27 protein-coding genes and 2 pseudogenes are annotated in these 24,471 nt (G+C 63.3%); 19 read left to right on the top strand and 10 right to left on the bottom strand.

The window, feature by feature from the left end:
• Positions 1-33 precede the first annotated feature (33 nt).
• The 6 genes and pseudogenes from AC25ND_RS22710 to AC25ND_RS22685 all read right to left on the bottom strand — a co-directional run.
• On the bottom strand, positions 34-606 hold the full coding sequence (locus AC25ND_RS22710; protein ID WP_062360313.1) for a hypothetical protein: 573 nt from the start codon (positions 604-606) through the stop codon (positions 34-36).
• A gap of 1 nt (position 607) precedes the next feature.
• On the bottom strand, positions 608-1,051 hold the full coding sequence (locus AC25ND_RS22705) for a hypothetical protein (protein ID WP_062360311.1): 444 nt from the start codon (positions 1,049-1,051) through the stop codon (positions 608-610).
• Between the two features lie 298 nt (positions 1,052-1,349).
• Positions 1,350-1,901: an AAA family ATPase gene (locus AC25ND_RS22700; protein ID WP_486976594.1), complete on the bottom strand. Its 552-nt coding sequence runs from the start codon at positions 1,899-1,901 to the stop codon at positions 1,350-1,352.
• Positions 1,898-2,464 carry a nicotinamide riboside transporter PnuC gene (gene pnuC, locus AC25ND_RS22695; RefSeq protein WP_028691553.1) on the bottom strand — a complete coding sequence of 189 codons (567 nt, stop codon included), beginning with the start codon at positions 2,462-2,464 and terminating at the stop codon, positions 1,898-1,900. Before pnuC ends, AC25ND_RS22700 begins: the two co-directional genes overlap by 4 nt.
• 95 nt (positions 2,465-2,559) lie before the next feature.
• On the bottom strand, positions 2,560-3,294 hold the full coding sequence (locus tag AC25ND_RS22690; protein WP_371877800.1) for a methyl-accepting chemotaxis protein: 735 nt from the start codon (positions 3,292-3,294) through the stop codon (positions 2,560-2,562).
• Positions 3,295-3,432: 138 nt separating this feature from the next.
• Positions 3,433-4,104, bottom strand: a pseudogene (locus AC25ND_RS22685) (cache domain-containing protein); the annotation flags it as partial.
• Between the two features lie 390 nt (positions 4,105-4,494).
• On the opposite strand from AC25ND_RS22685, the gene AC25ND_RS22680 reads away from it, so the two are divergent.
• Positions 4,495-5,325, top strand: coding sequence for an undecaprenyl-diphosphate phosphatase (locus AC25ND_RS22680; protein ID WP_028691551.1), 831 nt, complete (start codon positions 4,495-4,497; stop codon positions 5,323-5,325).
• 1 nt (position 5,326) lies between these two features.
• Entirely contained in the window at positions 5,327-5,746 is a 420-nt protein-coding gene (locus AC25ND_RS22675) for a DUF1294 domain-containing protein (RefSeq protein WP_028691550.1), read from the top strand.
• A 12-nt stretch (positions 5,747-5,758) separates the two neighbouring features.
• On the opposite strand, the gene AC25ND_RS22670 is transcribed toward AC25ND_RS22675, so the two are convergent.
• Positions 5,759-6,427 carry an HAD family hydrolase gene (locus tag AC25ND_RS22670; RefSeq protein ID WP_028691549.1) on the bottom strand — a complete coding sequence of 223 codons (669 nt, stop codon included), beginning with the start codon at positions 6,425-6,427 and terminating at the stop codon, positions 5,759-5,761.
• A gap of 159 nt (positions 6,428-6,586) precedes the next feature.
• Between AC25ND_RS22670 and AC25ND_RS22665 the strand changes: the two genes are divergently transcribed.
• From AC25ND_RS22665 to AC25ND_RS22630, 8 genes are all read left to right on the top strand, one after another.
• Positions 6,587-6,997 (top strand): acyl-CoA thioesterase, encoded by a 411-nt coding sequence (locus AC25ND_RS22665; protein WP_236179903.1) that lies wholly within the window; start codon positions 6,587-6,589, stop codon positions 6,995-6,997.
• Between the two features lie 326 nt (positions 6,998-7,323).
• Complete coding sequence (locus AC25ND_RS22660; protein ID WP_158509989.1) at positions 7,324-7,794, top strand: thioesterase family protein; 471 nt, start codon at positions 7,324-7,326, stop codon at positions 7,792-7,794.
• A gap of 160 nt (positions 7,795-7,954) precedes the next feature.
• The gene (locus AC25ND_RS22655) at positions 7,955-8,716 is read left to right on the top strand and encodes a hypothetical protein (protein WP_028691547.1); all 762 of its coding nucleotides are present in this window, start codon (positions 7,955-7,957) and stop codon (positions 8,714-8,716) included.
• A 3-nt stretch (positions 8,717-8,719) separates the two neighbouring features.
• Entirely contained in the window at positions 8,720-10,318 is a 1,599-nt protein-coding gene (locus tag AC25ND_RS22650; RefSeq protein WP_213882974.1) for a hypothetical protein, read from the top strand.
• A 70-nt stretch (positions 10,319-10,388) separates the two neighbouring features.
• Entirely contained in the window at positions 10,389-10,997 is a 609-nt protein-coding gene (gene lexA, locus AC25ND_RS22645) for a transcriptional repressor LexA (protein ID WP_081791599.1), read from the top strand.
• Complete coding sequence (gene imuA / locus AC25ND_RS22640) at positions 10,997-11,617, top strand: translesion DNA synthesis-associated protein ImuA (protein ID WP_028691544.1); 621 nt, start codon at positions 10,997-10,999, stop codon at positions 11,615-11,617. The genes lexA and imuA overlap by 1 nt, the downstream gene beginning before the upstream one ends.
• A gap of 6 nt (positions 11,618-11,623) precedes the next feature.
• On the top strand, positions 11,624-13,042 hold the full coding sequence (locus AC25ND_RS22635) for a Y-family DNA polymerase (protein ID WP_088853038.1): 1,419 nt from the start codon (positions 11,624-11,626) through the stop codon (positions 13,040-13,042).
• Positions 13,039-16,113: an error-prone DNA polymerase gene (locus AC25ND_RS22630; RefSeq protein WP_486976593.1), complete on the top strand. Its 3,075-nt coding sequence runs from the start codon at positions 13,039-13,041 to the stop codon at positions 16,111-16,113. Before AC25ND_RS22635 ends, AC25ND_RS22630 begins: the two co-directional genes overlap by 4 nt.
• Before the next feature lie 90 nt (positions 16,114-16,203).
• Here AC25ND_RS22630 and AC25ND_RS22625 read toward each other — a convergent pair whose 3' ends face one another.
• Positions 16,204-17,025 (bottom strand): aldo/keto reductase, encoded by an 822-nt coding sequence (locus tag AC25ND_RS22625; RefSeq protein WP_280060975.1) that lies wholly within the window; start codon positions 17,023-17,025, stop codon positions 16,204-16,206.
• Positions 17,013-17,918, bottom strand: coding sequence for a LysR family transcriptional regulator (locus tag AC25ND_RS22620; protein ID WP_197865896.1), 906 nt, complete (start codon positions 17,916-17,918; stop codon positions 17,013-17,015). The genes AC25ND_RS22625 and AC25ND_RS22620 overlap by 13 nt, the downstream gene beginning before the upstream one ends.
• Before the next feature lie 119 nt (positions 17,919-18,037).
• On the opposite strand from AC25ND_RS22620, the gene AC25ND_RS22615 reads away from it, so the two are divergent.
• From AC25ND_RS22615 to AC25ND_RS22575, 9 genes and pseudogenes are all read left to right on the top strand, one after another.
• Complete coding sequence (locus AC25ND_RS22615; protein ID WP_069016620.1) at positions 18,038-18,736, top strand: CoA transferase subunit A; 699 nt, start codon at positions 18,038-18,040, stop codon at positions 18,734-18,736.
• Positions 18,737-18,771: 35 nt separating this feature from the next.
• The gene (locus AC25ND_RS22610) at positions 18,772-19,428 is read left to right on the top strand and encodes a CoA transferase subunit B (RefSeq protein ID WP_028691538.1); all 657 of its coding nucleotides are present in this window, start codon (positions 18,772-18,774) and stop codon (positions 19,426-19,428) included.
• Between the two features lie 137 nt (positions 19,429-19,565).
• Positions 19,566-20,984, top strand: a complete 1,419-nt coding sequence (locus AC25ND_RS22605; RefSeq protein WP_182323902.1) for a short-chain fatty acid transporter — start codon at positions 19,566-19,568, stop codon at positions 20,982-20,984.
• A 206-nt stretch (positions 20,985-21,190) separates the two neighbouring features.
• A pseudogene (locus tag AC25ND_RS22600) lies at positions 21,191-22,189 on the top strand (ShlB/FhaC/HecB family hemolysin secretion/activation protein); the annotation flags it as partial.
• Positions 22,190-22,215: 26 nt separating this feature from the next.
• Positions 22,216-22,617: a hypothetical protein gene (locus AC25ND_RS22595; RefSeq protein ID WP_083242031.1), complete on the top strand. Its 402-nt coding sequence runs from the start codon at positions 22,216-22,218 to the stop codon at positions 22,615-22,617.
• Between the two features lie 187 nt (positions 22,618-22,804).
• Positions 22,805-22,915 (top strand): colicin E5-related ribonuclease, encoded by a 111-nt coding sequence (locus AC25ND_RS22590; protein WP_139121054.1) that lies wholly within the window; start codon positions 22,805-22,807, stop codon positions 22,913-22,915.
• Complete coding sequence (locus AC25ND_RS22585; RefSeq protein ID WP_236247982.1) at positions 22,906-23,226, top strand: hypothetical protein; 321 nt, start codon at positions 22,906-22,908, stop codon at positions 23,224-23,226. The genes AC25ND_RS22590 and AC25ND_RS22585 overlap by 10 nt, the downstream gene beginning before the upstream one ends.
• A gap of 201 nt (positions 23,227-23,427) precedes the next feature.
• Positions 23,428-23,724 (top strand): contact-dependent growth inhibition system immunity protein, encoded by a 297-nt coding sequence (locus AC25ND_RS22580; RefSeq protein ID WP_062360295.1) that lies wholly within the window; start codon positions 23,428-23,430, stop codon positions 23,722-23,724.
• 134 nt (positions 23,725-23,858) lie between these two features.
• A complete protein-coding gene (locus AC25ND_RS22575) occupies positions 23,859-24,215 on the top strand; it encodes a hypothetical protein (RefSeq protein WP_062360293.1) in 357 nt (118 codons plus the stop codon).
• A 132-nt stretch (positions 24,216-24,347) separates the two neighbouring features.
• Here the strand turns inward: AC25ND_RS22575 and AC25ND_RS22570 are convergent.
• Positions 24,348-24,471, bottom strand: a 124-nt coding sequence (locus AC25ND_RS22570) for an IS3 family transposase (protein WP_143516827.1), incomplete at its 5' end; no start/stop codon positions are given.

Below are 24,471 nucleotides of genomic sequence, written 5' to 3'. Positions count from 1 at the left end.
TTTTAGGTTAAGTGTTGTTGTTACCTGTTTGGGTCAATCCGCGACCCGGATGCTCAGGGTGTTGGCCGTTCGGTTTCCCACCCCTGCACTCTGATTCAACTGCACCACGCCACGGCTACCGGTGAATGCCTGGTCGCTGGTGCTGACCTGGCGATGGCCGGGAGTCTGGGCAGTTGGATCCGAGCTGTTGACCAGCGCCACGTTCTGTTGCAGAAGGACGCTGTCGTCGATGCTTTGCGGTTGGGCACTGACGCTGATGCGCAGTGCGTTGGCTTGCTGGTTGCTGGCGCCGGCGCTCTGGTTGACACCGAGGATGCCATTGCCGTGACTGAACGCCGTGCCCTGAATGCTGGACTGCGCATCCAGCGCAGGGTCGACGTGAGTGCGCAGGCGCTGACGGATCTGTGTGCTGGCGTTGGCATCGTGGCCAATGGCGATGGCCCGTGCATTGACCTGCTGTTGCTGGTCGCCGGCCGCCTGGTTGACGCCCAGGTTGCCTTGGTATTGCGCGCCGGAACTGTCGATAGTGGCGGTGTTGGTCACGGGGGATTGGGCGAAGGCCGAAGCACTGCACAGCGTGGCCAGAATCAGCAGCGAATGCCTCATGTCATTGGCCTCCGCCGAGCACTTTCAGCGCGCCCAGGCCTTGCTGGACGTTCGAATTGACCATGTTGGCGATACCGTTGCCGCCCGAGCCCGAGCCACGTCCGCCGGCGATGTTGGGCAACTGGGTCTGGTTGCCGATGTTGGCGCCGATGGTATTGGTCTGCTGGGTGATCAGCGAGTTGATCCCTGCACCGCTGGTGATGCCGGCGAAGTCGCCATCGCTCAGCTCACTGGTCTGCCTGAGAATGTGCGCGGACGGGTTAGTGTTGACGGTGACTGGATTCGGGTCGGGGATCATGGGCGCGCGGATCGCACTGCGGGTCTGCACCTCGCGAGTGATCACGACGATGCCGTTGTCTGCCTGGACAGGCAGGCTGAAGCTGGACCCCAACGCGCAACCGAGCAGCAGGAGGTGACAGATCTTGCCTTTTTCTGGTTTCCCCACGATGGCAATTCCTTCTTCGGCGTTTGGGCCAGGGGCCGCGTTGCCAGAAGAAGAGCAGAAGCTGTGCCGGTTTTGGTTATTGCTTAAGAATCAGGATCTTGGGTGGGAAGTGCTGGTGCGTCAGAGAATTGTTGTATCAGGGCTGAGACAGATCTCGGGTGAGGAGAGGGTCAAACCCTGCAATACTGGGCTTCGAGGGGAATTCGCCGCAGGTGTATCAACGGTGTGACACTGCCCCCGAAACGGTGGGATTACGCGCAAATCCGGGGGCTATGGCCGTTCGATGTGTATCAGCGGCTTAACATTCAGTGGGGAAAACCGGTGCTTTTCCGTCAAGCAAGCGTTGCACCGAGCTCAGCACCTTGGCGCTACGTTGCGGCCAGTCACCGTCGATGACCTGTAGATTCTGCCGGTGACCTTGCAACCAGGCCAGGCTGTCGTCGAAAAACGCCTGGCGTTCTTCCAGTCGTGGTTGGCAGCGTTGTCCATCACCGACCCATTCGACGCCTTCGGGGCGTAGCAGCAGGTGCAGGTCGTAGTGGTGCGCCTTCAGTGCCTCCTCGATCCAGGCCGGGCAGTCGCCAAACAGTGCCCGGCTCCAGAGGATGTTGCTGAGCAGGTGAGTATCGAGAATCAGCAGTTCCGGCGCTTGCTCTCGGCCCTGGTCTTCCCAAGTCAGCTGACCGCGGGCGATGGCGGGGATGTCGGCGTAGCAGGTGTCACGTTGCTCACAGTCCATGAAGTGGCGGACATATTCCCCCACCAGCACGCCGCCGAAATGCGCCTGGATCTCGCCGCTCAGCCAGCTCTTGCCGCTGGACTCCGGGCCGCACAGCACCAGGACCTTCATGCCGCCGCCAGCGCCGGATCGCGGCGCCACTCCAGCCAGCCGCGCACGGCGATCAGGGTGAACAGGGCATAGAGCGCGGCGGTGAGGTACAGGCCCTTGTACAGGAACAGGCCGACGAAGATCACGTCCACCACCACCCACAACGCCCAGCATTGCAGACGCTTCTGCGCCATCCACAGCTGCGCCACCAGGCTGAAACCTGTGAGGGCGGCGTCCAGCCAGGGCTGGGCGGCGTCGGTCCAGTGCGCCATGCCCGCGCCCAGCAGCAGGCTGGCCAGCAGGCCGGCCGCCAGGCCTTTGAGCATTGGCGCGGGGGCCAGGCGGGTCACCTGGCGGGCGTCCTCGATGCGGTCCGGCCGGGTCCACTGCCACCAGCCGTACAGCTGCAGCACCGCGTAGACCAGTTGCAGGAGCATGTCCGAGTACAGTTTCACCTCGTAGAAGATCCAGCTGTACAGCACCACCATCACCAGGCCGATCGGCCAGCACCAGGGGTTCTGCTTGACGGTGAGCCAGACGGCGATGACGCCGAGCGCGGCGGCGAAGAGTTCGAGGCCGGACATCGGCGATCCTTGGGCGGGGAAAGGCGGGATGCTAACCGCTTCGAGCGGGACGCTTCAAGCAGCGGGCGGACGTATCAGCCCGCCGCTTGCCGCCGCTAGACCCTGAACTGGCGCAACAGTTGCTCCAGCTCTTCGCTCAGCCGCGCCAGGGCCACCCCGGCGTCGCTGGACTGGCGCGCCGCCTCGGCGGTCTGCTGCGATAGGTCGGCTGTTTCGGTGACGTTGCGGTTGATTTCCTCGACCACATGGGACTGCTGCAGGGTGGCGCTGGCGATCGAGGCGTTGAGCGCGCCCAGGTTGCCCAGCGCCTGGCTGATGGCATCCAGGCTGCTGCCGGCCTCGCGGGCCTGCTCAACGGTCTGGCGCGAAGCTTCGCTGCTGGTGTCGATGGCTCGTACCGCGGCCTCCGACTGCCCTTGCAGATGCTCGATCATGGTCTGGATCTCGGCGGTCGACTGGGCGGTGCGCTGGGCCAGCAGGCGCACCTCGTCGGCGACCACGGCGAAACCACGGCCCTGTTCACCGGCGCGAGCGGCCTCGATGGCGGCGTTGAGCGCCAGCAGGTTGGTCTGTTCGGCGATCGAGCGGATCACCTCGAGAACACCTCCGATCTTCGTACTGTGGCTGGCCAGTTCGCGGATCACCTGCACCGCCTGCTCGATGGTCGCCGAGAGCCGGTCGATCTGCTGCAGGCTGCCGTGGATCGCCTGCTGGCCGTGGCCGACCTGGGTCTGGGCGTTGCGCATCTCGCTGGAGGCCTGTTCGGCGTGCTTGGCCACGTCGTGCACAGCGTAGGAAACCTCGTTGATGGCGGTGGCCACCTGGTCCATTTGCAGCGATTGCTGGGTGCTGCGGGCCTGGACCGCGCCTGCGTTGTCGCCGACATGGCCGGCCGACTCGGCCAGGGCATGGGCGGCGCCCTGCAACTGGCCGATCACGCCCTGCAACTTGCCGTTGAAGCGGTTGAAGTGCTCGCCCAGGTGAGTGATTTCATCACGCCCATGGGTGTCCAGGCGTCGGGTCAGGTCGCTTTCGCCGCTGGCGATGGTGCCCATGGCCTGCACGGCTTCCTGCAGCGGACGGGCGATGCTGCGGGCGATCAGCATCACCAGCAGGGCCATCAGCAGGGCAATGCCCAGGCCCAACAGCGAGGCGTCACGCAGCTGGCGGGCGAACTCGACCTGCACGTCGTCGATGTACACCCCCGAGCCGATGATCCAGCCCCAGGGCTTGAACAACTGGATATAGGACGTTTTCTCCACCGGTTCGCTGGCGCCCGGTTTGGGCCAGCGATAGTCGACCGGCCCCGCGCCCTGGCTGCGGGCCAGGGCGACCATTTCGTTGAACACGGCAAAGCCATCCGGGTCGCGGATGGCCGAGAGGTCCTGGCCATCGAGCTTGGGGTTGGCCGGGTGCATGATCATCTTCGGGTGCAGGTCGTTGATCCAGAAATAGTCGTTCTGGTCGTAGCGCAGGCCGCGCACCACTTGCAGGGCTTGTTGCTGCGCGGCTTCGCGGGTGAGCGTGCCGGCGGCCTCCAGGCCCTGGTAATACGTCAGGATGCCGGCGGCGGTCTGCACCACATGGCGGGTCTTTTCGGCCTTGGCCTGGTACAGGTCGCCGTGGAGCTGGCGCAGCATCAGCAGGCCCAGCACCAGCAGCATGGCCACGGCCACCAGCAGGATCAGCCACAGGCGGCGGCTGATCGACATCGACCTCAGGGTCTTCATGATGCGTTACTCCAGTCTTTGTTCTTTTTATCCAGGGCATCCAAGCATGCTTTGCCGCCGGCCCCCACTCGACCAACGGCTAATGAGTCTTTCTTGACATCCCGTGTAGCAGCTAACGCAAGCCTTGAAACACAGGCTCTGCTAGGATTTCGGCCGCGTCAGATGAAACCTTTAGGCAACCGCGTTTTTCAGCTGGCCTTGGCAGCTACAGTCACTGTAAAAAGCACGCGCCGCGTGCGGCATCATTGAGTCAATCAAAACAAGCGGCCTGCCATGCGCAGCGTCGCACTTGGGGGAAGGATGGATTTTTGGAGTGCCTTGCAGGCAATCATCTTGGGCGTGGTCGAGGGGCTGACGGAGTTCCTGCCCATTTCGAGCACCGGGCACCAGATCATCGTTGCCGACGTGATCGGCTTTGGCGGCGAACGCGCCATGGCGTTCAACATCATCATTCAGCTGGGGGCCATCCTGGCGGTGGTGTGGGAGTTCCGGCGCAAGATCCTCGACGTGGTACTGGGCCTGCCCACGCAGGGGCCGGCGCGGCGCTTCACCGCCAACCTGCTGATCGCGTTCTTCCCGGCGGTGGTGTTGGGCGTGCTGTTCGCCGACCTGATCCACGAGTACCTGTTCAACCCCGTTACCGTCGCCGCCGCGCTGGTGGTGGGCGGGGTGATCATGCTGTGGGCCGAGCGTCGCCAGCACCGCGTGGAGGTCGACCATGTCGACGAGATGCGCTGGAGCCATGCGCTGAAGATCGGTTTCGTCCAGTGCCTGGCAATGATCCCCGGCACCTCTCGGTCGGGCTCGACCATTATCGGTGGCCTGTTGTTCGGCCTGTCGCGCAAGGCGGCCACCGAGTTCTCGTTCTTCCTGGCGATGCCCACCATGGTCGGTGCGGCAGTGTATTCGGGGTACAAGTACCGTGAGTTGTTCCAGCCGGGTGACTTGCCGGTGTTCGCGCTCGGTTTCGTGGTGTCGTTCATTTTCGCCATGATCGCTGTGCGCGGGCTGCTCAAGTTCATCGCCAACCACAGCTATGCGGTGTTTGCCTGGTACCGGATCGCCTTCGGCCTGCTGATCCTGGCGACCTGGGAATTCGGCTGGGTCGATTGGTCGACGGCGCACGGCTGACATGGCGCGCAGGCATAACGCGCCCACGGGCGAGGCGGGCATACGCCATTTACGCCTGAAAATGCTGATGCTGGTGGTACTATGCCTGTTGCCGCTTTTCGGCGGTGTGCAAATGGGCCTGGGCGGCCGAACATGGCTGCCCTTGGCAATGTACCTGGCGGCGAGCCTGGTCAGCCTGTTGTTGTACTGGCAGGACAAACAGCAAGCCCGCAGCCAGGCTTGGCGTACCCCCGAGAAGGTGCTGCACGCCAGTGAGCTGCTGGGCGGCTGGCCGGGCGCGCTGGTGGCGCAGCAGCTGTTTCGGCACAAGACCCGGAAGGTCTCCTACCAGGTGGTGTTCTGGGGGATCGTCCTGCTGCACCAGGTGTTCTGGGTCGACTACCTGTTCCTGGCGGGGCGTTGGAGCAAGGTCGTGATATGAGGGATTTTCCGATCAATCACACTGTCGCTGCATCCGTTCGATCAGATCCCACAACCGCGGATCATCATACGTCTCGATCACCAGGCTAGCCCCAGCCTCCATCAGCCGTTCGGCAGGCTGGGTGGTCGCCAGCCCCACGGTGAAGATTCCGGCATCGACGGCGGCCTTGACCCCCGGCAGCGAATCCTCGAACGCCAGCGCCTGCCCGGCCTTGGCTCCCAGGCGCTGCAGCCCGGTGAGGTAGGGCAGGGGATCGGGCTTGGGTCGGGCCAGTTCGTCCGCTACCAGCACATGCTCGAAACGTGCGCCCAGGCTCATGGCCCCGAGCATGTGTTCGGCGTTCAGGCGCGGCGCGTTGGTCACCACGCACATGCCGATTCCCTGTCGTTCGGCGTGGTCCAGCAGGCGCAGCAGGCCGGGCATCGGCGCCAGTGTCGGTGACAGCTCACGGAACAGTGCTTCCTTGCGCTCGGCCAAGGCCTGGCGGCTGGCGGCATCGGCCTGTGGGAACAGTTCGGCGAACAACAGGCCGTTGGCGCGGCCGCTGACCTGAGTGTTGAACTGCTCCTGCGTCAGCTCGCGACCGTCATGGTCGAACAGCAGCTTGCGGAAGGCTTGCAGGTGCAAGGTGTCGGTATCGGTGAGGGTCCCATCGAGGTCGAACAGCAGGGCGGTCAGCATTGGGCATCCTGAGGCTGGAGAAACCATTCAGCATCATAAGGGATCAGGGTTGGAAAATGTACTTGGCGGGCAGTGCGGGGGTAAGTCAAGGTGCCAGCCGTTTTACCGTGTGCGTTAGTATGGCCTGCCAGGCATTCCTAGCACGGAGCACCCAACGCCATGCCTTTTGTCACCACCCGCAAGATCTTGTTCGGCGACTGCGACCCCGCCGGGATCGTCTATACACCGCGTATCTCCTATTTCGTCATCGAGGCGGTCCACGAGTTTCTCTCCCACTGCCTGGGCGGCGAAGGCCTGCGCAGGTTGTTCGCCATGGGCGTGATGCCGCCGGCGCGGGCCCTGTCCATCGAGTTCCTGGCACCCATGGCTTGGGATGATCTGATCAGCGTGCAGGTCAGCAGTGGCGAGCCGGGTACCACTTCGTTCAGTTTTGCCGTCGAGGCGCGCGGCGTCGGTGGCGAAGTCTGCTTTCGCGCCAGCATGACCCAGGTGTGCGTCTGCCCTGAGAGCAAGCAGCCGGTTGCAGTGCCCGAGGCATTACGCCAGGCATTGTGCAAGCACATGGACTAGCGGAGCACCGCGACGAATAGTTTTCCAATAAAAGAACAAACGTTTCAGCATCAATTGAATATAAAGTCCGAACGTGACCGGTTATTCAGTTGGCGTTTTTAGAGTAATTAAGGTGTTGGCCTCTGGTTGCTCCCGGTGAAAGCTGTTAGTTTCGCCACCGCTGAGAGGCAAACAAGCAGGCCTGCAATGCGCCGCTTGCAGCCAACCGATTAATCAACGGTTGGTTGAACAGGGAACGATAATAAAAAATCCTAGGGAGGGATAACCGGATGAACCTTTACATCCGCCTGTTGCTGGCTGTTCTGCGTGGTTTCTTCAAGCCGCCCATGGCCCTGACCGACACGCTGCACCGCACGTTGCGGGTCTGGCCGAACGATATCGACATCAACAAGCACATGAACAATGGCCGTTACATGACCATCGCCGATTTGTTCATGCTGGAACTTTGTCTGCGCGCGAAAATCCTCATTCCAGCCTTCAAGTTGGGCTGGAAGCCGATGCTCGGCGGCAACTTGGTCGTCTACAAGAAGCAACTTTCAATTTTCGAGAAGTACACAGCTGAATTCAGCATCTGCTGCCTCGACGAGAACTGGACTTACTTCCAGTACAGCTTCTTCAACAGCGCAGGCGACGTGGTCGTGACTGGCTACTCCAAAGGCGCCTGGGTTGGCCGCAAGGGCCTGGTCGCCAACGCGGTGATCGCCGAGAAGCTCAAGGTGCAGCCCACCACCGCGGCGATGCCCGAAGCCGTGAGGAAATGGCTGGAAGCTGAAGCCCACGTCCTCGGCAAGGCCTGAGCCAGGCCGCATTGCGGCCCTCTTGCCAGCCACCTGATACCTGCAACGCCTGTCCATTGCTCCACCGTCCCCGGCCTCTGGCCCGGGCGTGCGCGGCAGGCTTTGCCGTGCCCGGCGTTCACGCCGCACATCGATCCATGAACGAGTAGGGAAACCCCTCATGCCGAACACATTGCTGTTGATGCTGGCCTTCTTCGCCGCCTTCCTGCTGGTCGCCGAGCTGTTCAGGCGCTACCGCCTGGTGGGCCTGACCTTCTTCGTGCTGTCGCTGCCGGCGCTGCTGGTGCCCAACGCCAACCTGTTCATGCGCATCAAGACCATCAGCGTGCTGCTGCCCATGTGTTTCCTGGCCTATGCCCGCTACAAGCCAAGGATCGAAGGCTTCATCTACAAGCTGATCTACCTGGTGATCGTGCTGAACATCATCGAGGCCTCGGTGATCGACTGGCAGACCGGCAACATCCTCAACATCGTCGCCGCCGTGGGGCTGATCGTCTGCCTGCCGTACTCGCGCAAGCATTGGGAGGTTTCCGGGCGACACAGTGATTTCGTGGTGCATGTCCCGGCCTACTGGCCCTACCTCTACACCACCTGGAACCTGTGTTTCCTGTACTCGGCGCGGATCACCACCTTCGGCTACGCCCTGCCGCTGTTGCTGGCGCCGGTGGCCTACGCCTTGCTGCTGCGACGCTCGGACCTGTACTTCCAGGCCCGTGCCTACACCTTCGGTTTCTACCTGTTCGTGCGCACGCTGGCCGGCGACACACCCCTGATGAACCTGCCGGCCTTCGACCTGACGGGCTGGTACAGCCCTGACGCGGCGCTCGCCTGGAGCGTCGTCAACGTGATTTTTACAGGCGCCTGCCTGTACAGCTACGGCGCAAGCCGCAACAAGAACAAAGCGATCGAACAAGGAGTTTGAAGCATGCTGGAAGTCATCCTGCTGGCGTTTTTCATCACCGTCAGCCCCGTGATCATACTGATGAGCAAAACCCGCGCCGAGCCGTTGAAGCATGTGTACGTGGGCCTGTACTACGTGAAGTTCGTACCGCTGCTGCTGGCGTTGTACGCGGTCAATCTCGGCACCAGCTTCCTGGCCTGGAAGTGGGTTCAGCTGAAATGGCTGCTGCCTCGTTACTTCGGCTATCGCCACTACAACCGCGATTCCATCTCGATGGAAAGCACGCCGATCCCGGGCACCGACTACCACATGGGCTACATCCCCAAGAAGCTGCCCGCCGAGCTGGTCTACCGCTGGAGAAAGGACAAGGTCTACCACAACTACATCCAGTCGATCATCAAGGCCAACCGCGACTACTACAAGGTACCGCTGGGTCAGTTCCCACAGCCGACGGCCATCTCGGACGAGGACCTGCGGGTGTTCCTGATGTCGTCGCAGATCACCCACTACCTGCAGACGGTCGATGGCGTGTCGACCTTCGACATGCGTGACTTCACCCGGGAGATCCGCCTGTCCAGCTCGGTGTTCGACGTGGCCAGCATCGCCATTGCCGAGGATTTTGCCGCCGACAGCATGCGCATCACCCTGCGCGACGGCTTCAGCGTCGGCCCGGGCGAGCCGGACTGGGACCTGGCCAAGGTGTACTTCATGTCCAACACCATGGTGTTCTTCATCCTTGGCGCGCACCTGCACCACCATCTGTTCTTCGCCGAAATGGGCGCGGCATTCCTGTTCAACCTGGTGCCCAAGGATTGCAACTTCCACAAGCTGATGGACCCGCACACCGCCTATATCCTGATGCTCAATCACCAGTTCAAGGAGTCGCCGCTGTCGCTGCGCGAAACCACCGGCATCGCCGACAAGTTCCTCTATAGCTGCATCGGCTACTACTCGGCGCAGACCTTCTACAAGGTCGGTTATGAAAACGCCCTGAACATGTACAACAAGCGCGAGACCGAAGACCAGGCGCTGACCCAGAAATTCGAGATCAGGTTCGCCATCCCGTTCGACCAGTACCTCAATGGCCAGCATGCGCTCAATGCCCAGTACCGCGACTACTACGCGGCGGTGCTGAAGTTCGTCTCGGCCAGCTACGACGACCTGCTGCGCGACGGCTCCGAGCCCTACATCAACAACTGGGTTGCCGAGCTGTGCCGTTACGTCAACCTGCCGTGCCAGTCCGGCGACAGGGACTTCAACATCGAAGTGATCGCCACCTATATCTGGTACGTGTCGTTCGTCCACTCCCTGGAGCACTACCAGTTCCACAAGTACAAGATGAACTACTGCCTGCTGACCCGGGTGCCGTTCTCGGTTGCCAGGCACCTGCCGCGGGACCAGGTGTTCAGCCAGTACGACATCTGGAAGTCCAAGCACATCGTGCACACCTTCGGCAAGAACCACCTCAATGCCGGCGTATCGGAAAGCTATGCCGACCTGGACTACAAGTTCCGCGACCTGGCGCTGATCGACAGGCAGGAGCAGTTGAAGAAGGACGTGCTGGGGCTGCTGGAAAAACACCAGACGCCGAGCGAGGCGATCGCCCTGTCCATTCGCTACTGAGGCAGGGTGGGGAGGGCCGGCGACGAAGGGAGCTGTTCAGTGTTATGAAAAAAGAGTACAAATGTGCTCCATGGACACTTTATCCCCCAAACGCCGCGCCATCCTCGCGTTCATCCGCGAGCGCATCACCGATCAAGGCCAGCCACCGTCGCTGGCCGATATCGCCGAGCGCTTCGGTTTCGCCTCGCGCAGCGTGGCGCGCAAGCACATCACCGCCCTGAGCCAGGCCGGGTTCATCGACGTCACGCCCAACCAGGCGCGTGGCATCCGCCTGGCCGAGCCCCTGCGCCGGCCCGAGATCCTCGAGGTGCCGGTGCTTGGCCAGGTCGCCGCCGGTGCGCCGATCGGCCCCGACCTCGACATCCACGAGCAACTGCTGCTCGACCCCAGCCTATTCCGGCGCACCCCCGACTACCTGCTCAAGGTGCGTGGCGACTCGATGGTCGACGACGGCATCTTCGACGGTGACCTGGTCGGCATTCGCCAGCAGGGCGAGGCCCGTGACGGGCAGATCGTGGTCGCCCGGCTCGACGGCGAAGTCACCATCAAGCGCCTGCAGCGCACCCGTGATGGCTATCGCCTGCTGCCCCGCAACCCGGCCTATGCCCCCATCGACGTGACCCCAGGGCACGAATTCTTCATCGAAGGCGTGTTCTGCGGCCTGCTGAGGCGTGACTGATGGGCGCCGTGGTCGACCTCGACCGTTTGCTCGACCAGCGCCAGGTATGGCGCGGGCGGCAGGCCCAGGCACGTCCGCAGGGCCTGCAGCCCACCGGGCATGCCGGCCTCGACCAGCGCCTGCCGGAAGGCGGCTGGCCGGCGGCGGCGCTGAGCGAACTGCTGCTGGCCAGCCCCGGTTGCGGCGAACTGCAGCTGCTCTGGCCGACGCTAGCCCGGCTGACGGGCGAGGGGCAGCGGGTGGTGCTGGTGGCGCCGCCGTTCATCCCCTATGCGCCGGCCTGGCAGGCCGCCGGGGTGGACCTGCGCTGGCTGGTGCAGGTCGACGCCGAGGCGATCGATGCCTTGTGGGCCGCCGAGCAGTGCCTGCGCTCGGGCAGTTGCGCCGCCGTGCTGTGCTGGCCAGAGCGTGCCGACGACCGTGCCCTGCGGCGCCTGCAGGTGGCTGCGGAGACCGGCGATGCGCTGGCGTTCGCCTGTCGCCCGCACCAGGCCGCGCTGAACCCTTCGCCCGCCGCCCTGCGCATTGCCCTCGACCTGCGTCCGGCGCAGTGGCGCGTGCTCAAGTGCCGGGGCGGCCTGGCGCCGGTCACGCCCATCGCCTGCCCGGGGCGGGAGTAATGCGCCATGCTCTGGGCCTGCATCCTGTTGCCACAGCTGGCGCTGGACACCGTCCTGCGCGAACGCGACGACCCCGAGGCGCCGCTGGTGCTGCTGGGCGGTCCGCCCCAGCGCCGTGTGCTGCGGGCGGTCAACCCGGCGGCCAGTGAGCTGGGGCTGCGCGCAGGGCAGACGCTGACCGCCGCCCGCGCCCTGGCCGACGGTTTCACCTGCGTCGAGGTCGAGCCGGCGCGTATCGAGCAGTTGCAGCAGTTGCTGGCGGCCTGGGCCTACCGTTTCAGCGCCCAAGTCAGTCTTTACTATCCCCGTGCGTTGCTGCTGGAGGTGGGCTCGAGCCTGCAACTGTTCGGCCCCTGGCCGCTGTTCGAGGCGCGCTTGCGCCAGGAACTGGCGGCGCTGGGGCTGCGCCAGCGCATTGTCGTGGCCAGCAACCCGGTGGCGGCGAGGATGCTCGCCAACGGCCATGACGGCCTGGCGCTGACCTGCCCGCAGGCGACCCGCGCCGCCTTGCTGGAGATGCCCGTCAACCGTGTCGGCCTGCCGGTCGACGCAGTCGAGGCCTTCGCCCGCATGGGGCTGCACCGGCTCGAGCAGGTGCTGGCGCTGCCGCGCGATGCCTTGGCCAGGCGCTTCAGCGCCCAGGTGCAACTGCACCTGGACCAGTTGCTCGGCCTGCGCAACCTGGGGCTGGACTTCTACCAGCCGCCCGATCGTTTCGAGGCGCGGCTGGAACTGAACTTCGATGTCGAGTCGCATCAGGCGCTGCTGTTCCCCTTGCGTCGCCTCATCAGTGACCTGGCGGCCTTCCTCGCCGGGCGCGACTGCGGCGTGCAGCGTTTCGAGTTGCACCTGGAGCACGCCCAAGGCGCGGACACCGTGCTCAAGGTCGGCCTGCTGGCCGCCGAGCGCGACGCTTCGCTGCTGTTCGAGCTGGCCCGTGGCCGCCTGGAGCCGCTGCGTATCCCGGCGCCGGTGCGCAACCTGCGCCTGCTGGCCGCCGACCTGCCGCCCTTCGTGCCTCAACGCCAGGCGCTGTTCGACCCGCGCGCACAGCAGGTCCAGCCCTGGGAGCAGTTGCGTGAACGGCTGCGGGCGCGGCTCGGTGACGAGGCGGTCAGGGGGCTGCGCGCCGAAGCCGACCATCGCCCCGAGCGCGCCTGGCAAGGCGTGGATCAGGGCGCCGAAGGCCAACGGGTGATGGCCCCTGGTCGTCGTCCCGGTTGGCTGCTGCCCACGCCCCAGCTCTTGAGCGAGGCCGGCCTGCAACTGCTGGGGGCCGCCGAACGCATCGAGTCCGGTTGGTGGGACGGTGGCGACGTGCGCCGCGACTACTACCGCATCGAGACCCGCGATGGCCTGTGCGGCTGGGCCTTCCGCGACCTGGCGGCCCCGGGGCCACTGTGGTTGCAGGGCTGGTTCGCATGAACGGTCCGGCGTATGCGGAACTGCACTGTCTGTCGAACTTCAGTTTCCAGCGCGGTGCTTCCAGTGCCGACGAACTGTTTCGCCGCGCCCGCGAGCAGGGCTACCAGGCCCTGGCGATCACCGACGAATGCACGCTGGCGGGGATTGTCCGGTCCTGGCAGGCGGCGAAGCAGCATCAGTTGAAGCTGATCGTCGGCAGCGAGGTGCGGGTGCACCAGGGGCCGAAGCTGGTGCTGCTGGTGGAAGACCTTGTCGGTTACCAGAATCTCTGCGCGCTGATCACCCGCGCCCGGCGGCGCTCGGAGAAGGGCAGCTACCAGTTGCTCGTCGAGGACCTCGAGGCCCATCACCAGGGCTTGCTGGCGCTGTGGGTGGCCGAGCCCGACGACGGCGACGCGGCCTGGTTGCGGCCGCTGTTCGGCGAACGCCTGTGGCTGGCGGTGCACCTGCATCGCGGGGCCGACGACACCCTGCGTCTGGCACAGCTGCGCGCGCTTGGGACTCGGCTGGAGATCCCGCTCGTGGCCTGCGGCGATGTGCACATGCATGTGCGCGGGCGGCGTGCGCTGCAGGACTGCATGACCGCCATCCGCGAACAGTGCGCGGTCGCCGAGGCGGGACGTTTCCTGTTCGCCAACGGCGAGCGTCACCTGCGCTCGCTCGACCAGTTGCGCGAACTGTACCCGGACGATCTGCTCGCGCCGACCCTGCGGATTGCCGGGCGCTGCACCTTCGACCTGTCCCAGCTGAACTACCAGTACCCACGGGAACTGGTGCCCGCAGGGCAGACCCCGGCCAGCTGGTTGCGCGAACTGTGCCGGCGCGGCCTGCCCGAACGCTGGCCCCAGGGCCCGAGCGACAAGGTGCGCACGGTGCTGGAACGGGAGCTGGCATTGATCGAGGAGCTGGGCTACGAGAGTTACTTCCTGACTGTCCACGACATCGTCGCCTTCGCCCGTCGCCAGCGTATCCTCTGCCAGGGGCGCGGTTCGGCGGCCAACTCGGTGGTGTGTTTCGTGCTCGGCATCACCGAGCTCGACCCCATGGAGCACCGCCTTTTGTTCGAGCGCTTCCTCTCCCGCGAGCGCAACGAGCCGCCGGACATCGATGTGGACTTCGAGCATGATCGCCGCGAAGAGGTGATCCAGTACGTGTTCCGCCGTTACGGCCGACACCGGGCGGCACTCACTGCGGTGGTCAGCAGCTACCATGCCGCCGGCGCGGTGCGCGATGTGGCCCGGGTGCTTGGCCTGCCAGCTGACCAGGTGGATGCCCTGGCCAAGTGCTGCGGACGCTGGAGCGATCGTATTCCCGATGCCGGGCGCCTGGCCGAGGCCGGCTTTGATGCGCACAGTCCCTCGCTGCGGCGCATCCTGGTGCTGGCGGGGGAACTGATCGGCTTTCCCCGGCACCTGTCGCAGCATCCCGGTGGTTTCGTCATCTCCGAGCAGCCGCTGGACCGGTTGGTGCCGGTGGAGAACGCGGCAATGGCCGAGCGCACGGTGATCCAGTGGGACAAGGATGACCTGGACATGGTCGGCCTGCTCAAGGTCGATGTGCTGGCGCTGGGCATGCTCAGCGCGCTGCGCCGCTGCTTCGACCTGATCACCCGGCACCGGGGACGCGAGTACACGCTGGCGACCCTGCCCAAGGAGGACCCGGCCACCTACGCCATGATCGGCCGCGCCGAGACCATGGGCGTGTTCCAGATCGAGTCGCGGGCACAAATGGCCATGCTGCCCCGGCTCAAGCCGGTGAAGTTCTACGACCTGGTGATCGAGGTGGCCATCGTCCGTCCCGGGCCGATCCAGGGCGACATGGTTCACCCGTACCTGCGGCGCCGGCTCAAGCAGGAGCCGGTCACCTATCCATCGGAAAAACTCCAGGCCGTCTTCGAGCGCACCCTGGGGGTGCCGTTGTTCCAGGAGCAGGTGATGGAGCTGGCCATGGTCGCCGCCGACTACAGCCCGGGCGAGGCCGACCAGCTGCGCCGCAGCATGGCCGCCTGGAAGCGCCATGGCGGGCTGGAGCCGCACCGCGAGCGGCTGATCGCGGGCATGCTGCGCAATGGCTACGAACTGGCCTTTGCCGAGCGCATCTTCGAGCAGATCAAGGGCTTTGGCAGCTACGGTTTCCCCGAGTCCCATGCCGCCAGTTTCGCCCTGCTGTGCTATGCCAGCAGTTGGCTCAAGTGCCATGAGCCGGCGATCTTCACCTGCGCACTGGTCAACAGCTGGCCGATGGGCTTCTACAGTCCCGACCAGTTGTTGCAGGAGGCCCGCCGCCAAGGGATCGAGGTGCGCCCGGTGGATGTGTTCCACAGCGACTGGGACTGCACCCTGGAGGCCGTGGGCGAGGGGGCGTTGGCCATCCGCCTGGGGTTGCGCCAGATCCGTGGCTTTGGTGAAGGCGATGCCTGCCGCCTGGCACAGGCGCGGGCACAGCGCCCGTGGCGCGACGTCGAGGACCTGTGCCTGCGCGCCGGGCTCGATGCTCGTGCCCGTGCGCGCCTGGCGGATGCCGGGGCGTTGCGCGGGCTGGTCGGTGACCGTCACCAGGCACGTTGGCAGGTGGCGGCGGTGCAATCGCAGTTGCCGTTGTTCGCCGGGCTCGAGCCGGTGTCCGAGCAGGCGGTGGCGTTGCCGGTGCCGAGTGTCGCCGAGGACCTGGCCGCTGACTACGGCACCCTGGGCACCACCCTCGGGCCGCATCCTTTGACCCTGCTGCGCTCACGCTTGCGGGCACTGGGCTGTCGCAGCTCGACGGAGCTGGCGGGGGTCGAGCATGGCGACACTGTCGCCGTGGCCGGCATCGTGGTCGGGCGCCAGCGCCCGCAGACCGCCAGCGGTGTGACCTTCGTCACCCTCGAGGATGAGCACGGGATGATCAATGTGGTGGTCTGGCGCGACCTGGCCGAGCGCCAGCGGCGGGCACTGGTGGGTTCGAAGTTGCTCAAGGTGAGCGGGCGCCTGGAGCAGGAGAGCGGGGTACGGCACCTGATCGCCCGGCGTCTCGAGGACATCAGCCCCCTGTTGCAGGGGCTGGATGTGCGCAGCCGGGACTTCCACTAGTCATTGGCACTTGGCTTGAAGGTGGCACGGTCGGTGTGGGAGCCGGCTTGCCTACGATAGGGCCGCGGCGCGGCCCCTCGTGCAGGCAACTCAGACCATCGCCAGGCGCTGCTTGCGTGTCGGAGCGGGGAATGCCTGCTCGATGTCTTGCAGGTCTTCTTCGGCAAGCACCAGGTCGGCCGCCGCCGCATTCAGGCGCACATGCTCTGGATTGACCGCCTTGGGAATCGCGATTACCCCTTCACCCCGCGTCACCCAGGCCAGGCTCACCTGGGCCGGCGTAGCACCGTGGCGCTCAGCGACCTGCGTCATCACCGGATGGCGCAGCAGGCGCCCGGCCTGGGCCAGCGGGCAGTAGGCCATGGTCGGCAAGCCCTGCTGGCGGCTCCACGGCAGCAGGTCGAACTCGATGCCGCGCTCGGCTGGGTTGTACAGCACCTGGTTGGTGGCGCAGGCGGGGTTGTCGAGCTCGCGCAGGTCGTCAAGGTCGAAGTTGGACACGCCCCAGCGACGGATCTTGCCTTGCTCGACCAGGCGCTCGAACGCTTCGACGGTCTCCTCCAGCGGATACTGGCCGCGCCAGTGCAGCAGGTACAGGTCGATGCAGTCGGTGCCCAGGCGCCGGAGGCTGCGCTCGCAAGCGGCCGGCACAGCGCGTCGGCTGGCATTGTGCGGGTAGACCTTGCTGACCAGGAACACCTGGTCGCGACGCCCGGAGATGGCCTGGCCGACCACCTGCTCGGCGCCGCCCTCGGCGTACATTTCAGCAGTGTCGATCAGGCCCAGGCCCAGCTCGATACCCTGTTGCAGCGCCGCCACCTCGGCGGCCCTGCGGGCCGGGTCTTCGCCCATGTACCAGGTACCCTGGCCGATGGCCGGAACGCGGGAGCCCGCCAGATTCACGTAACGCATGTCACCTCCTGTGGATGGGTATGGGTCAGCAGCACATCGAGCAGCGCCTCGGCGGCCTTGGACAGCTTGTGATCGCCCAGGGCGATCACGCCGATGCGCCGCTCCACGGTCGGTTGGACCAACGGCACGCAACGGGCGCCGAGCTCCTGCATCTGCCCGATGCACAGCGCCGGTACCGCGCTGACGCCCAGGCCGCTGGCGACCATGCGACCGATGGTCGACAGTTGGTGGCTTTCGAAGGCCACCGCCAGCTTGCCATGGTTGGCGGCCAGGTGCTGCTCAAGCAGCAGGCGCACCGCCGAAGGCCGTTGCAGGGCGATGAAATCCTCGGCCAGCAGCTCCTGCCAACGCACCTGAGGCTGGTGGGCAAGGGGCGAGTCGGCCGGTACCACGGCGACGAAGCGGTCCATGTACAGCGGGTGAAAGCGCAGCGCCTCGCTGCTTTCAGGCTCGAAGCCGATGCCCAGTTCGACGCGACGGTGGCGTACCAGTTCCAGCACCTGCTCGTTGATCACGTCGTGCACGGTGACGTTGACCTTGGGGTAGCGCTGGCGGAACACCTTCAGCGACTGCGGCAGCAGGTTGCCGGCGAAGGCCGGCATGGCCGCCACCGAGACCCGCCCCAGCTGCAGGGTAAAACGCTGTCGCAGCATCTCCTCGGTGTCGTCCCAGTCGGCCAGCAGGCGCCGGGCCAGGGGCAGCAGCACCTCGCCCTCGGGAGTCAGGCTGACGCTGCGGGTGGTGCGGGTGAGCAGGGCGCCGCCCAGGTTGTCCTCCAAGGCCTTGATGGTCAGGCTCAGGGCCGGTTGCGAGACGTGCAGATGCTCGCCGGCCTGGGCGAAGCTCTGGTACTTGGCCACGGTGACGAAGGCGCGCAGCTGCTTGACGTTCATGAGAAGTGGCCTTTTGTTTTGTAAAAATTATCAATCGATGACGAAAACAAAATTAACAAATCAGTCGACTACAGTGAAGATGACCGTACGGTTCCAACAACTACAAAAGGCGACTGAGCATGGCCGGACTGGACAAGCGTGTAGCAACTTATGAAGAGGCCCTGGCGGGCCTGAGCGACGACATGACCGTGCTGGCCGGCGGCTTTGGCCTGTGCGGCATCCCCGAGAACCTTATCGCCGAGATCAAGCGCCGCGGCGTCAAGGGCCTGACCGTGGTGTCCAACAACTGCGGCGTCGACGGCTTCGGCCTGGGCGTGCTGCTCGAGGACCGGCAGATCCGCAAGATGATCGCCTCCTACGTCGGCGAGAACGCCGAGTTCGAACGCCAGCTGCTCAGCGGCGAACTGGAAGTGGAACTCACCCCGCAAGGCACCCTGGCCGAGAAGATGCGTGCCGGCGGCGCCGGCATCCCGGCCTTCTTCACCGCCACCGGTTACGGCACCCCGGTTGCCGAAGGCAAGGAAGTACGCGAGTTCAACGGCCGCAAATACATCCTCGAAGAATCCATCACCGGCGACTTCGCCATTGTCAAAGGCTGGAAGGCTGACCACTACGGTAACGTGGTGTACCGCAACACCGCGCAGAACTTCAACCCGCTGGCCGCCACTGCCGGCAAGATCACCGTGGTCGAGGTCGAAGAGATCGTCGAGCCCGGCGTGCTGCTGCCCAGCGAGATCCACACCCCGGGCATCTATGTCGACCGGGTCATCGTCGGCACCTTCGAGAAGCGCATCGAAAAGCGCACCGTCAAGGCCTGAGCGCCGCCCTCAAGAACAACAAAGAGATCCTGACCATGGCATTGACCCGCGAACAAATGGCGCAACGCGTCGCCCGTGAACTGAAGGACGGCTACTACGTCAACCTCGGCATCGGCATCCCCACCCTGGTGGCCAACTACGTGCCCGACGGCATGGAAGTGATGCTGCAGTCGGAGAACGGCCTGCTGGGCATGGGCGAGTTCCCCACCGAAGCCACGATCGACGCTGACATGATCAACGCCGGCAAGCAGACGGTCACCGCCCGCCGTGGCGCGTCGATCTTCGATTCGGCGCAATCCTTCGCCATGATCCGTGGTGGCCATGTCGACCTCACCGTGCTCGGCGCCTTCGAGGTGGACGTGGAAGGCAACATCGCCTCGTGGATGATCCCCGGCAAGCTGGTCAAGGGCATGGGCGGCGCCATGGACCTGGTGGCCGGTGCCGACAACATCATCGTCACCATGACCCACGCCTCCAAGGACGGCGAGTCCAAGCTGCTGCCCAAGTGCAGCCTGCCGCTGACCGGCGCCGGCTGCATCCGCAAGGTGCTGACCGACCTGGCCTACCTTGAGATCGAAAACGGTGCCTTCATCCTGCGCGAGACCGCCCCGGGCGTGAGCATCGAGGAAATCATCGAGAAGACCGCCGGCAAGCTGATCGTGCCGGACGATGTGCAGGAAATGACTTTCTAAGCAGCACCGTTGCAAGCGCCCCATCGCGGGGCAAGCCCGCTCCCACGAAGGACCACGCATCCCTCGTGGGAGCGGGCTTGCCCCGCGATGGGGCGACGCCGTTTCATTCCTATAAAAATCAGAAAAAGGAAAACATCGTGGCCGCTGATATCCAAGACAGCCGCTCCGCCCGCTTTGCCCTGCGCTGCTCCAACTGGGCCGAACGCTGGTTCCCCGACTCCTGGGTGTTCGCCGCCCTGGCGGTGATGCTGGTGTCCCTCGGCGCCCTGGCCATGGGCGGCAAGCCCACCGACACCGCCAAGGCCTTCGGTGACGGCTTCTGGAGCCTGATTCCGTTCACCATGCAGATGGCCTTCGTGGTCATCGGCGGTTATGTGGTGGCCAGCTCGCCACCCGCTGCCCGGTTGATCGACCGCCTGGCGCGCCTGCCGAAGAACGGCCGCTCGGCGGTGTGTTGGGTGGCGCTGATCTCGATGCTCGCCTCCTTGCTCAACTGGGGCCTGTCGCTGGTGTTCGGCGGCCTGCTGGTACGCGCCCTGGCCCGTCGCGGCGACCTGAAGATGGACTACCGCGCCGCCGGTGCCGCCGCCTACCTGGGCCTGGGCGCGGTGTGGGCGCTGGGCCTGTCGTCGTCGGCCGCGCAACTGCAGGCCAACCCGGCCAGCCTGCCGCCGTCGATCCTGTCGATCACCGGGGTGATTCCGTTCACCGAGACCATCTTCCTCTGGCAGTCCGGGGTGATGCTTGCCGCGCTGGTGGTCGTCTCGCTGGTCGTGGCCTATGCCACCGCGCCCGGGCCGAACAGCGCCCGCAGCGCCCAGGACTGCGGCGTCGACCCGAGCTTCAGCGCGCCGCCTTCGCCACAGCGCACCCGCCCGGGCGAGTGGCTGGAATACAGCCCTATCCTGATCCTGTTGTTGGTGGCCCTGGCCGCCGGCTGGCTGTACCAGGAGTTCGCCACCAAGCCTGCGATCACCGCGATTTCCGGGTTGAACACCTACAACCTGCTGTTCATCATGCTCGGCGCCTTGTTGCACTGGCGTCCGCGCAGCTTCCTCGACGCGGTGACGCGTGCCGTGCCGACCACCACCGGGGTGTTGATCCAATTCCCGCTGTATGGCTCGATCGCCGCCATCCTCACCCAGGTCAAGGGCGCGGACGCCCAGACCCTGGCGCACCATATCTCGGTGTTCTTCACCCAGATCGCCACCCATGACACCTATGCGCTGCTGATGGGCGTGTACTCGGCGGTGCTCGGTTTCTTCATTCCGTCCGGCGGCGGCAAATGGATCATCGAGGCGCCGTACGTGATGCTGGTGGCCAACGACCTGCAGTACCACCTGGGCTGGGCGGTGCAGATCTACAACGCCGCCGAGGCGCTGCCGAACCTGATCAACCCGTTCTACATGCTGCCGCTGCTGGGGGTGCTGGGGCTCAAGGCGCGCGACCTGATCGGCTTCTCGTTCGTGCAGTTGCTGGTGCATGTGCCGCTGGTGCTGGTGTTGCTGTGGGCGCTGGGCACGACCTTGCAGTATGTGCCGCCGGTGATGCCGTAAGGCCCAAGTCGTGGAGCTGCACGGCAGCTCCACATCGTTCACGGCGACAGGGCAAAAATTTTTCTCTGTAGCGCAACAGCTCTATCTCAATGGTTTCATTCAACACGGAGAGCGGTGTTACAAAAAACCGGATGATGGCAAATTGACGCCAATATGATGGCAAAATAGTATGCCCGCCACTTTGCACTGTTCACCAGGGATTGGTCATGGCGGGATGTCTAGTTTCAGGGCGCAAAACGGCCCTCTGTGCGCTTGTCGGCCTGCTATGCAGCCCTCTGGCCTGGGCCGTTTCACCCGGCGACCAGGACCTGATCCGCGACCGCCAGGACCGTCTGCTCGAAGAGCAGCAGCGCCGCCTCGAAGAGCTGCGCAACCTGCCCGGCAAGGCCGCCGAACCCGGTGAAGCGCAACCGGCGGCCGACAGCCGCTGCTTCACCATCCACACCATTGAGCTCAAGGGCGCCGACAGTCTGTCCGCCGCCGACCGCGACGGCCTGCTCAAGCCCTTCATCGACCAGTGCCTGGGCGTCACCCAGCTCAATGCCTTGCTCAAGGCCATCACCGACCATTACCTGGGGCGCGGCCTGGTCACCAGCCGTGCCTACCTGCCGCAGCAGGACCTGTCCTCGGGCCATCTGCAGGTACTGGTGGTGGAAGGGCGCCTGGAGGGGCTGCGCCCGGACCCGAACAGCGGCCTGAGCGATCGCGAGCTGGTCATGGTTTTCCCCGGCAAAGTCGAACAGCGCCTGAACCTGCGCGAAGTCGAACAGATGGTCGACCAGCTCAACCGCCTGCCGTCGAACAAGGCGCAGATCGAGCTGACCCCGGGCAAGGCCGTCGGCGGTAGCGAAGTGCTGGTGCGCAACACCCAACAGAAACCCTGGCGCGCTTCGCTGTCGCGCAACAACGAAGGCCAGCGCAGCACCGGCGAGCAGATGCTCAACCTCGGCCTGGAATGGGACAGCCCGCTGGGCCTGGCCGACCAGCTGATGCTGCGCGGCGGCCACGACGTGGTCAGCGACCACACCCAGGGCTCGAAGAACGGCGTGCTGTATTACAACCTGCCGTGGGGCTGGTGGAACTTCACCTACAGCTACAGCGAGAGCGAATACCGCTCCCTGGCCCAGGCCAACGGCTTTGCCTTCAAGCAGACCGGCGACAGCCAGAACCACCAGTTGCGCGCCAACTCGGGTTTGCCGCAGGATTTGTTTAAGCCAAGGTAGGTGGCATTATGAATGAACAGCAAAAGCAGCTGTGTCAACACCTTGCAGCACTGAGCTCAGAGCAGGCTGCTGAATGGCTAATGGGGGCCTATCCGTTAGAATCCAAGGACTATGGTGAGGCGCTGTTGCTGATTCCTCATCGATCCTGGAAGCGATCCGATCAAAGGCGTTTGGCTGGTTACTATTTTAAGAAGATACCGTTTTCCAGTGCTAGGGGGTACGAGGTGTTTTCCTCGTTTATGTCTGTAAAGACTTTTATTGAGTGCGTCAGGGAGAATCTTCCAGCTAGCACTTCTGACAGGGAGTTGCTGCTCTACTATCTGACTCCTGTTCTGGGTAAGGCCGCAAAAAATGAATCTGATCGACTGTTGGCAAGAGGCTTTTTGAGTGAGGTTGGCTCTTGCGCCTAAAGCTGAATTCAGATAAGTAAGCACCGTTTGTGTTCTTCGATCGAGAAAAGGGACCGAGAAAAGGGGACAGATTTATTTTTCTACTCTAGTTTCTGCCCTTGCATGGCCAAGACGGCGATCAAGCTTGGTGCTTAAGATGTCAGTGAGGACGTTTAGCGCTGGAAGCGGGGTAAGTCGAAATTAGAGTGTGAAAAATAAGTATGTCCCCTTCTCGTATGTAGTGAGGAATGATCGCACGGGGGCGATCGTCCAGGTCTCTAATAAAAACGATCCTGAGTGGGTTGCGCCATGGGGCTGATTGCAGAAGTGTTTGTTGAAAGTTTGCCTATTACACCTACACTGATATGGAATGGCACCCCTTTGTTTGATGTCGGCGATGGAATTAAATTGGTTGACTACTGCAAAAGTAATGCTATTGCAGTTCTTGGCATGGAAGGGTTTGAAATCAAGGGGGGTAAGAGAGTTCCATGTATGGATTGTATTATTGACTTTTCCGCATCATTGAATGAAGTGGATTTCGCTGCGAAGTCGGTGGAAGTGAGTCGGGAAGTTATTGGAAGCATGGCCGGTCGCGGGGTGTTTTTGGAGTTTGTCCTAGTTAGGGCTTAGTTAGTTCTGGTTAGGGTTTGGTTGATGAGAGAGACGCAGATGGGCGGCAAATATCTTGTTTCAGTAGGGGCAGGTTTACTTGTCCTGCTCTGATTTTTGCTGCCGTATGCCAAGATGATATTTAATTAGTGCGTCGAAAATAAAAATGTCCATTTTCGGGGTCCCTATATGGAGCACAGAAATCCCGAGGAGGTAAATGTTATGGAATTTCCCGCACTCACTCAACTACTCGGTTGCTATCTTCATCAAGATTGGCCGGAAGAGTACACTGACAGCAGTGAAGCTTTAGCCGACATGCTGAAGCATGAGCCGCAAGCCACTCTGTTAGCAGGAGCACAGGAGATAGAGGTTCTCTTGGCTTCCAAGCTTTCCATGGATGATCTCGAACACCTTGTAACGTGGAAAATTGGGTGTTTTTACGCTCCGAGCTCCGAAGGTGTCAGCCTTGCGGAGTGGCTGAACAACATCAGACATGCTTTTCTTTGCGGTCAGTCCTGAGGGTTTTCCATGTCCCATACGAGTTGCCTTGTAGCCGTACGTAATTCGAATGGCGTTCAAAATTTCACCCCAGTGAAAGTGTATGAGAAGAATTTTTCTGGCGAAATTGCTGTGCAATGGAGTGCATTGAAAACATGATTTTGACGATTCGTTTTGAGCAGGACCTTATAAGTAAAAGACTGCTGGAGCTACGATATCTCCCCTGCCTTTGTAAAGTTTCGGAGACTTTTGTGATCGAGTTTTTCGACCCTTTGCCCGTCGTCAGCGGAACGGTAATGGAGTGGGACAGGGCGGCACTTGAACAACGGGTTATCCCAGGGACAGGTGGAGAGTGCTCTCACTATGCATTCTCAGAAGTCAGTCTGGCGCCGCTTGAGGGGGATCGTTATCTGATAGTCGACCTGAAAATGTTTCATCGGTATTTTGGTTGGTGTGAGGTCCTAAAGGATGGCGCTTATGTAACGCCGGGAGTTTTTTGGGATGAAGAATGAATTGATTGCAGGGCAAGTGTTTGCCTGGTGATATTTAATCTAGGGAGCTTAGCCCAGGCCAGCTCAAAATGCACTTGAGGACCTTGGCAAAGGGAGTAATTATGAGTGAGGTGGTGAATCGCCCCTGGTTTCCTAGACACTCTCCAAGCTCAGGAAGTAGCGTTTCTCATACTCTACTGGAGACAGCTGCATAGCACTGCTGTGTCGACGCTTGGGGTTATAGAACATCTCGATGTAATCGAAAATATCACTTCGG

This window comes from Pseudomonas sp. P110(2024), from assembly GCF_057480795.1.
This window is presented reverse-complemented; position numbering and strand designations above follow the sequence as displayed.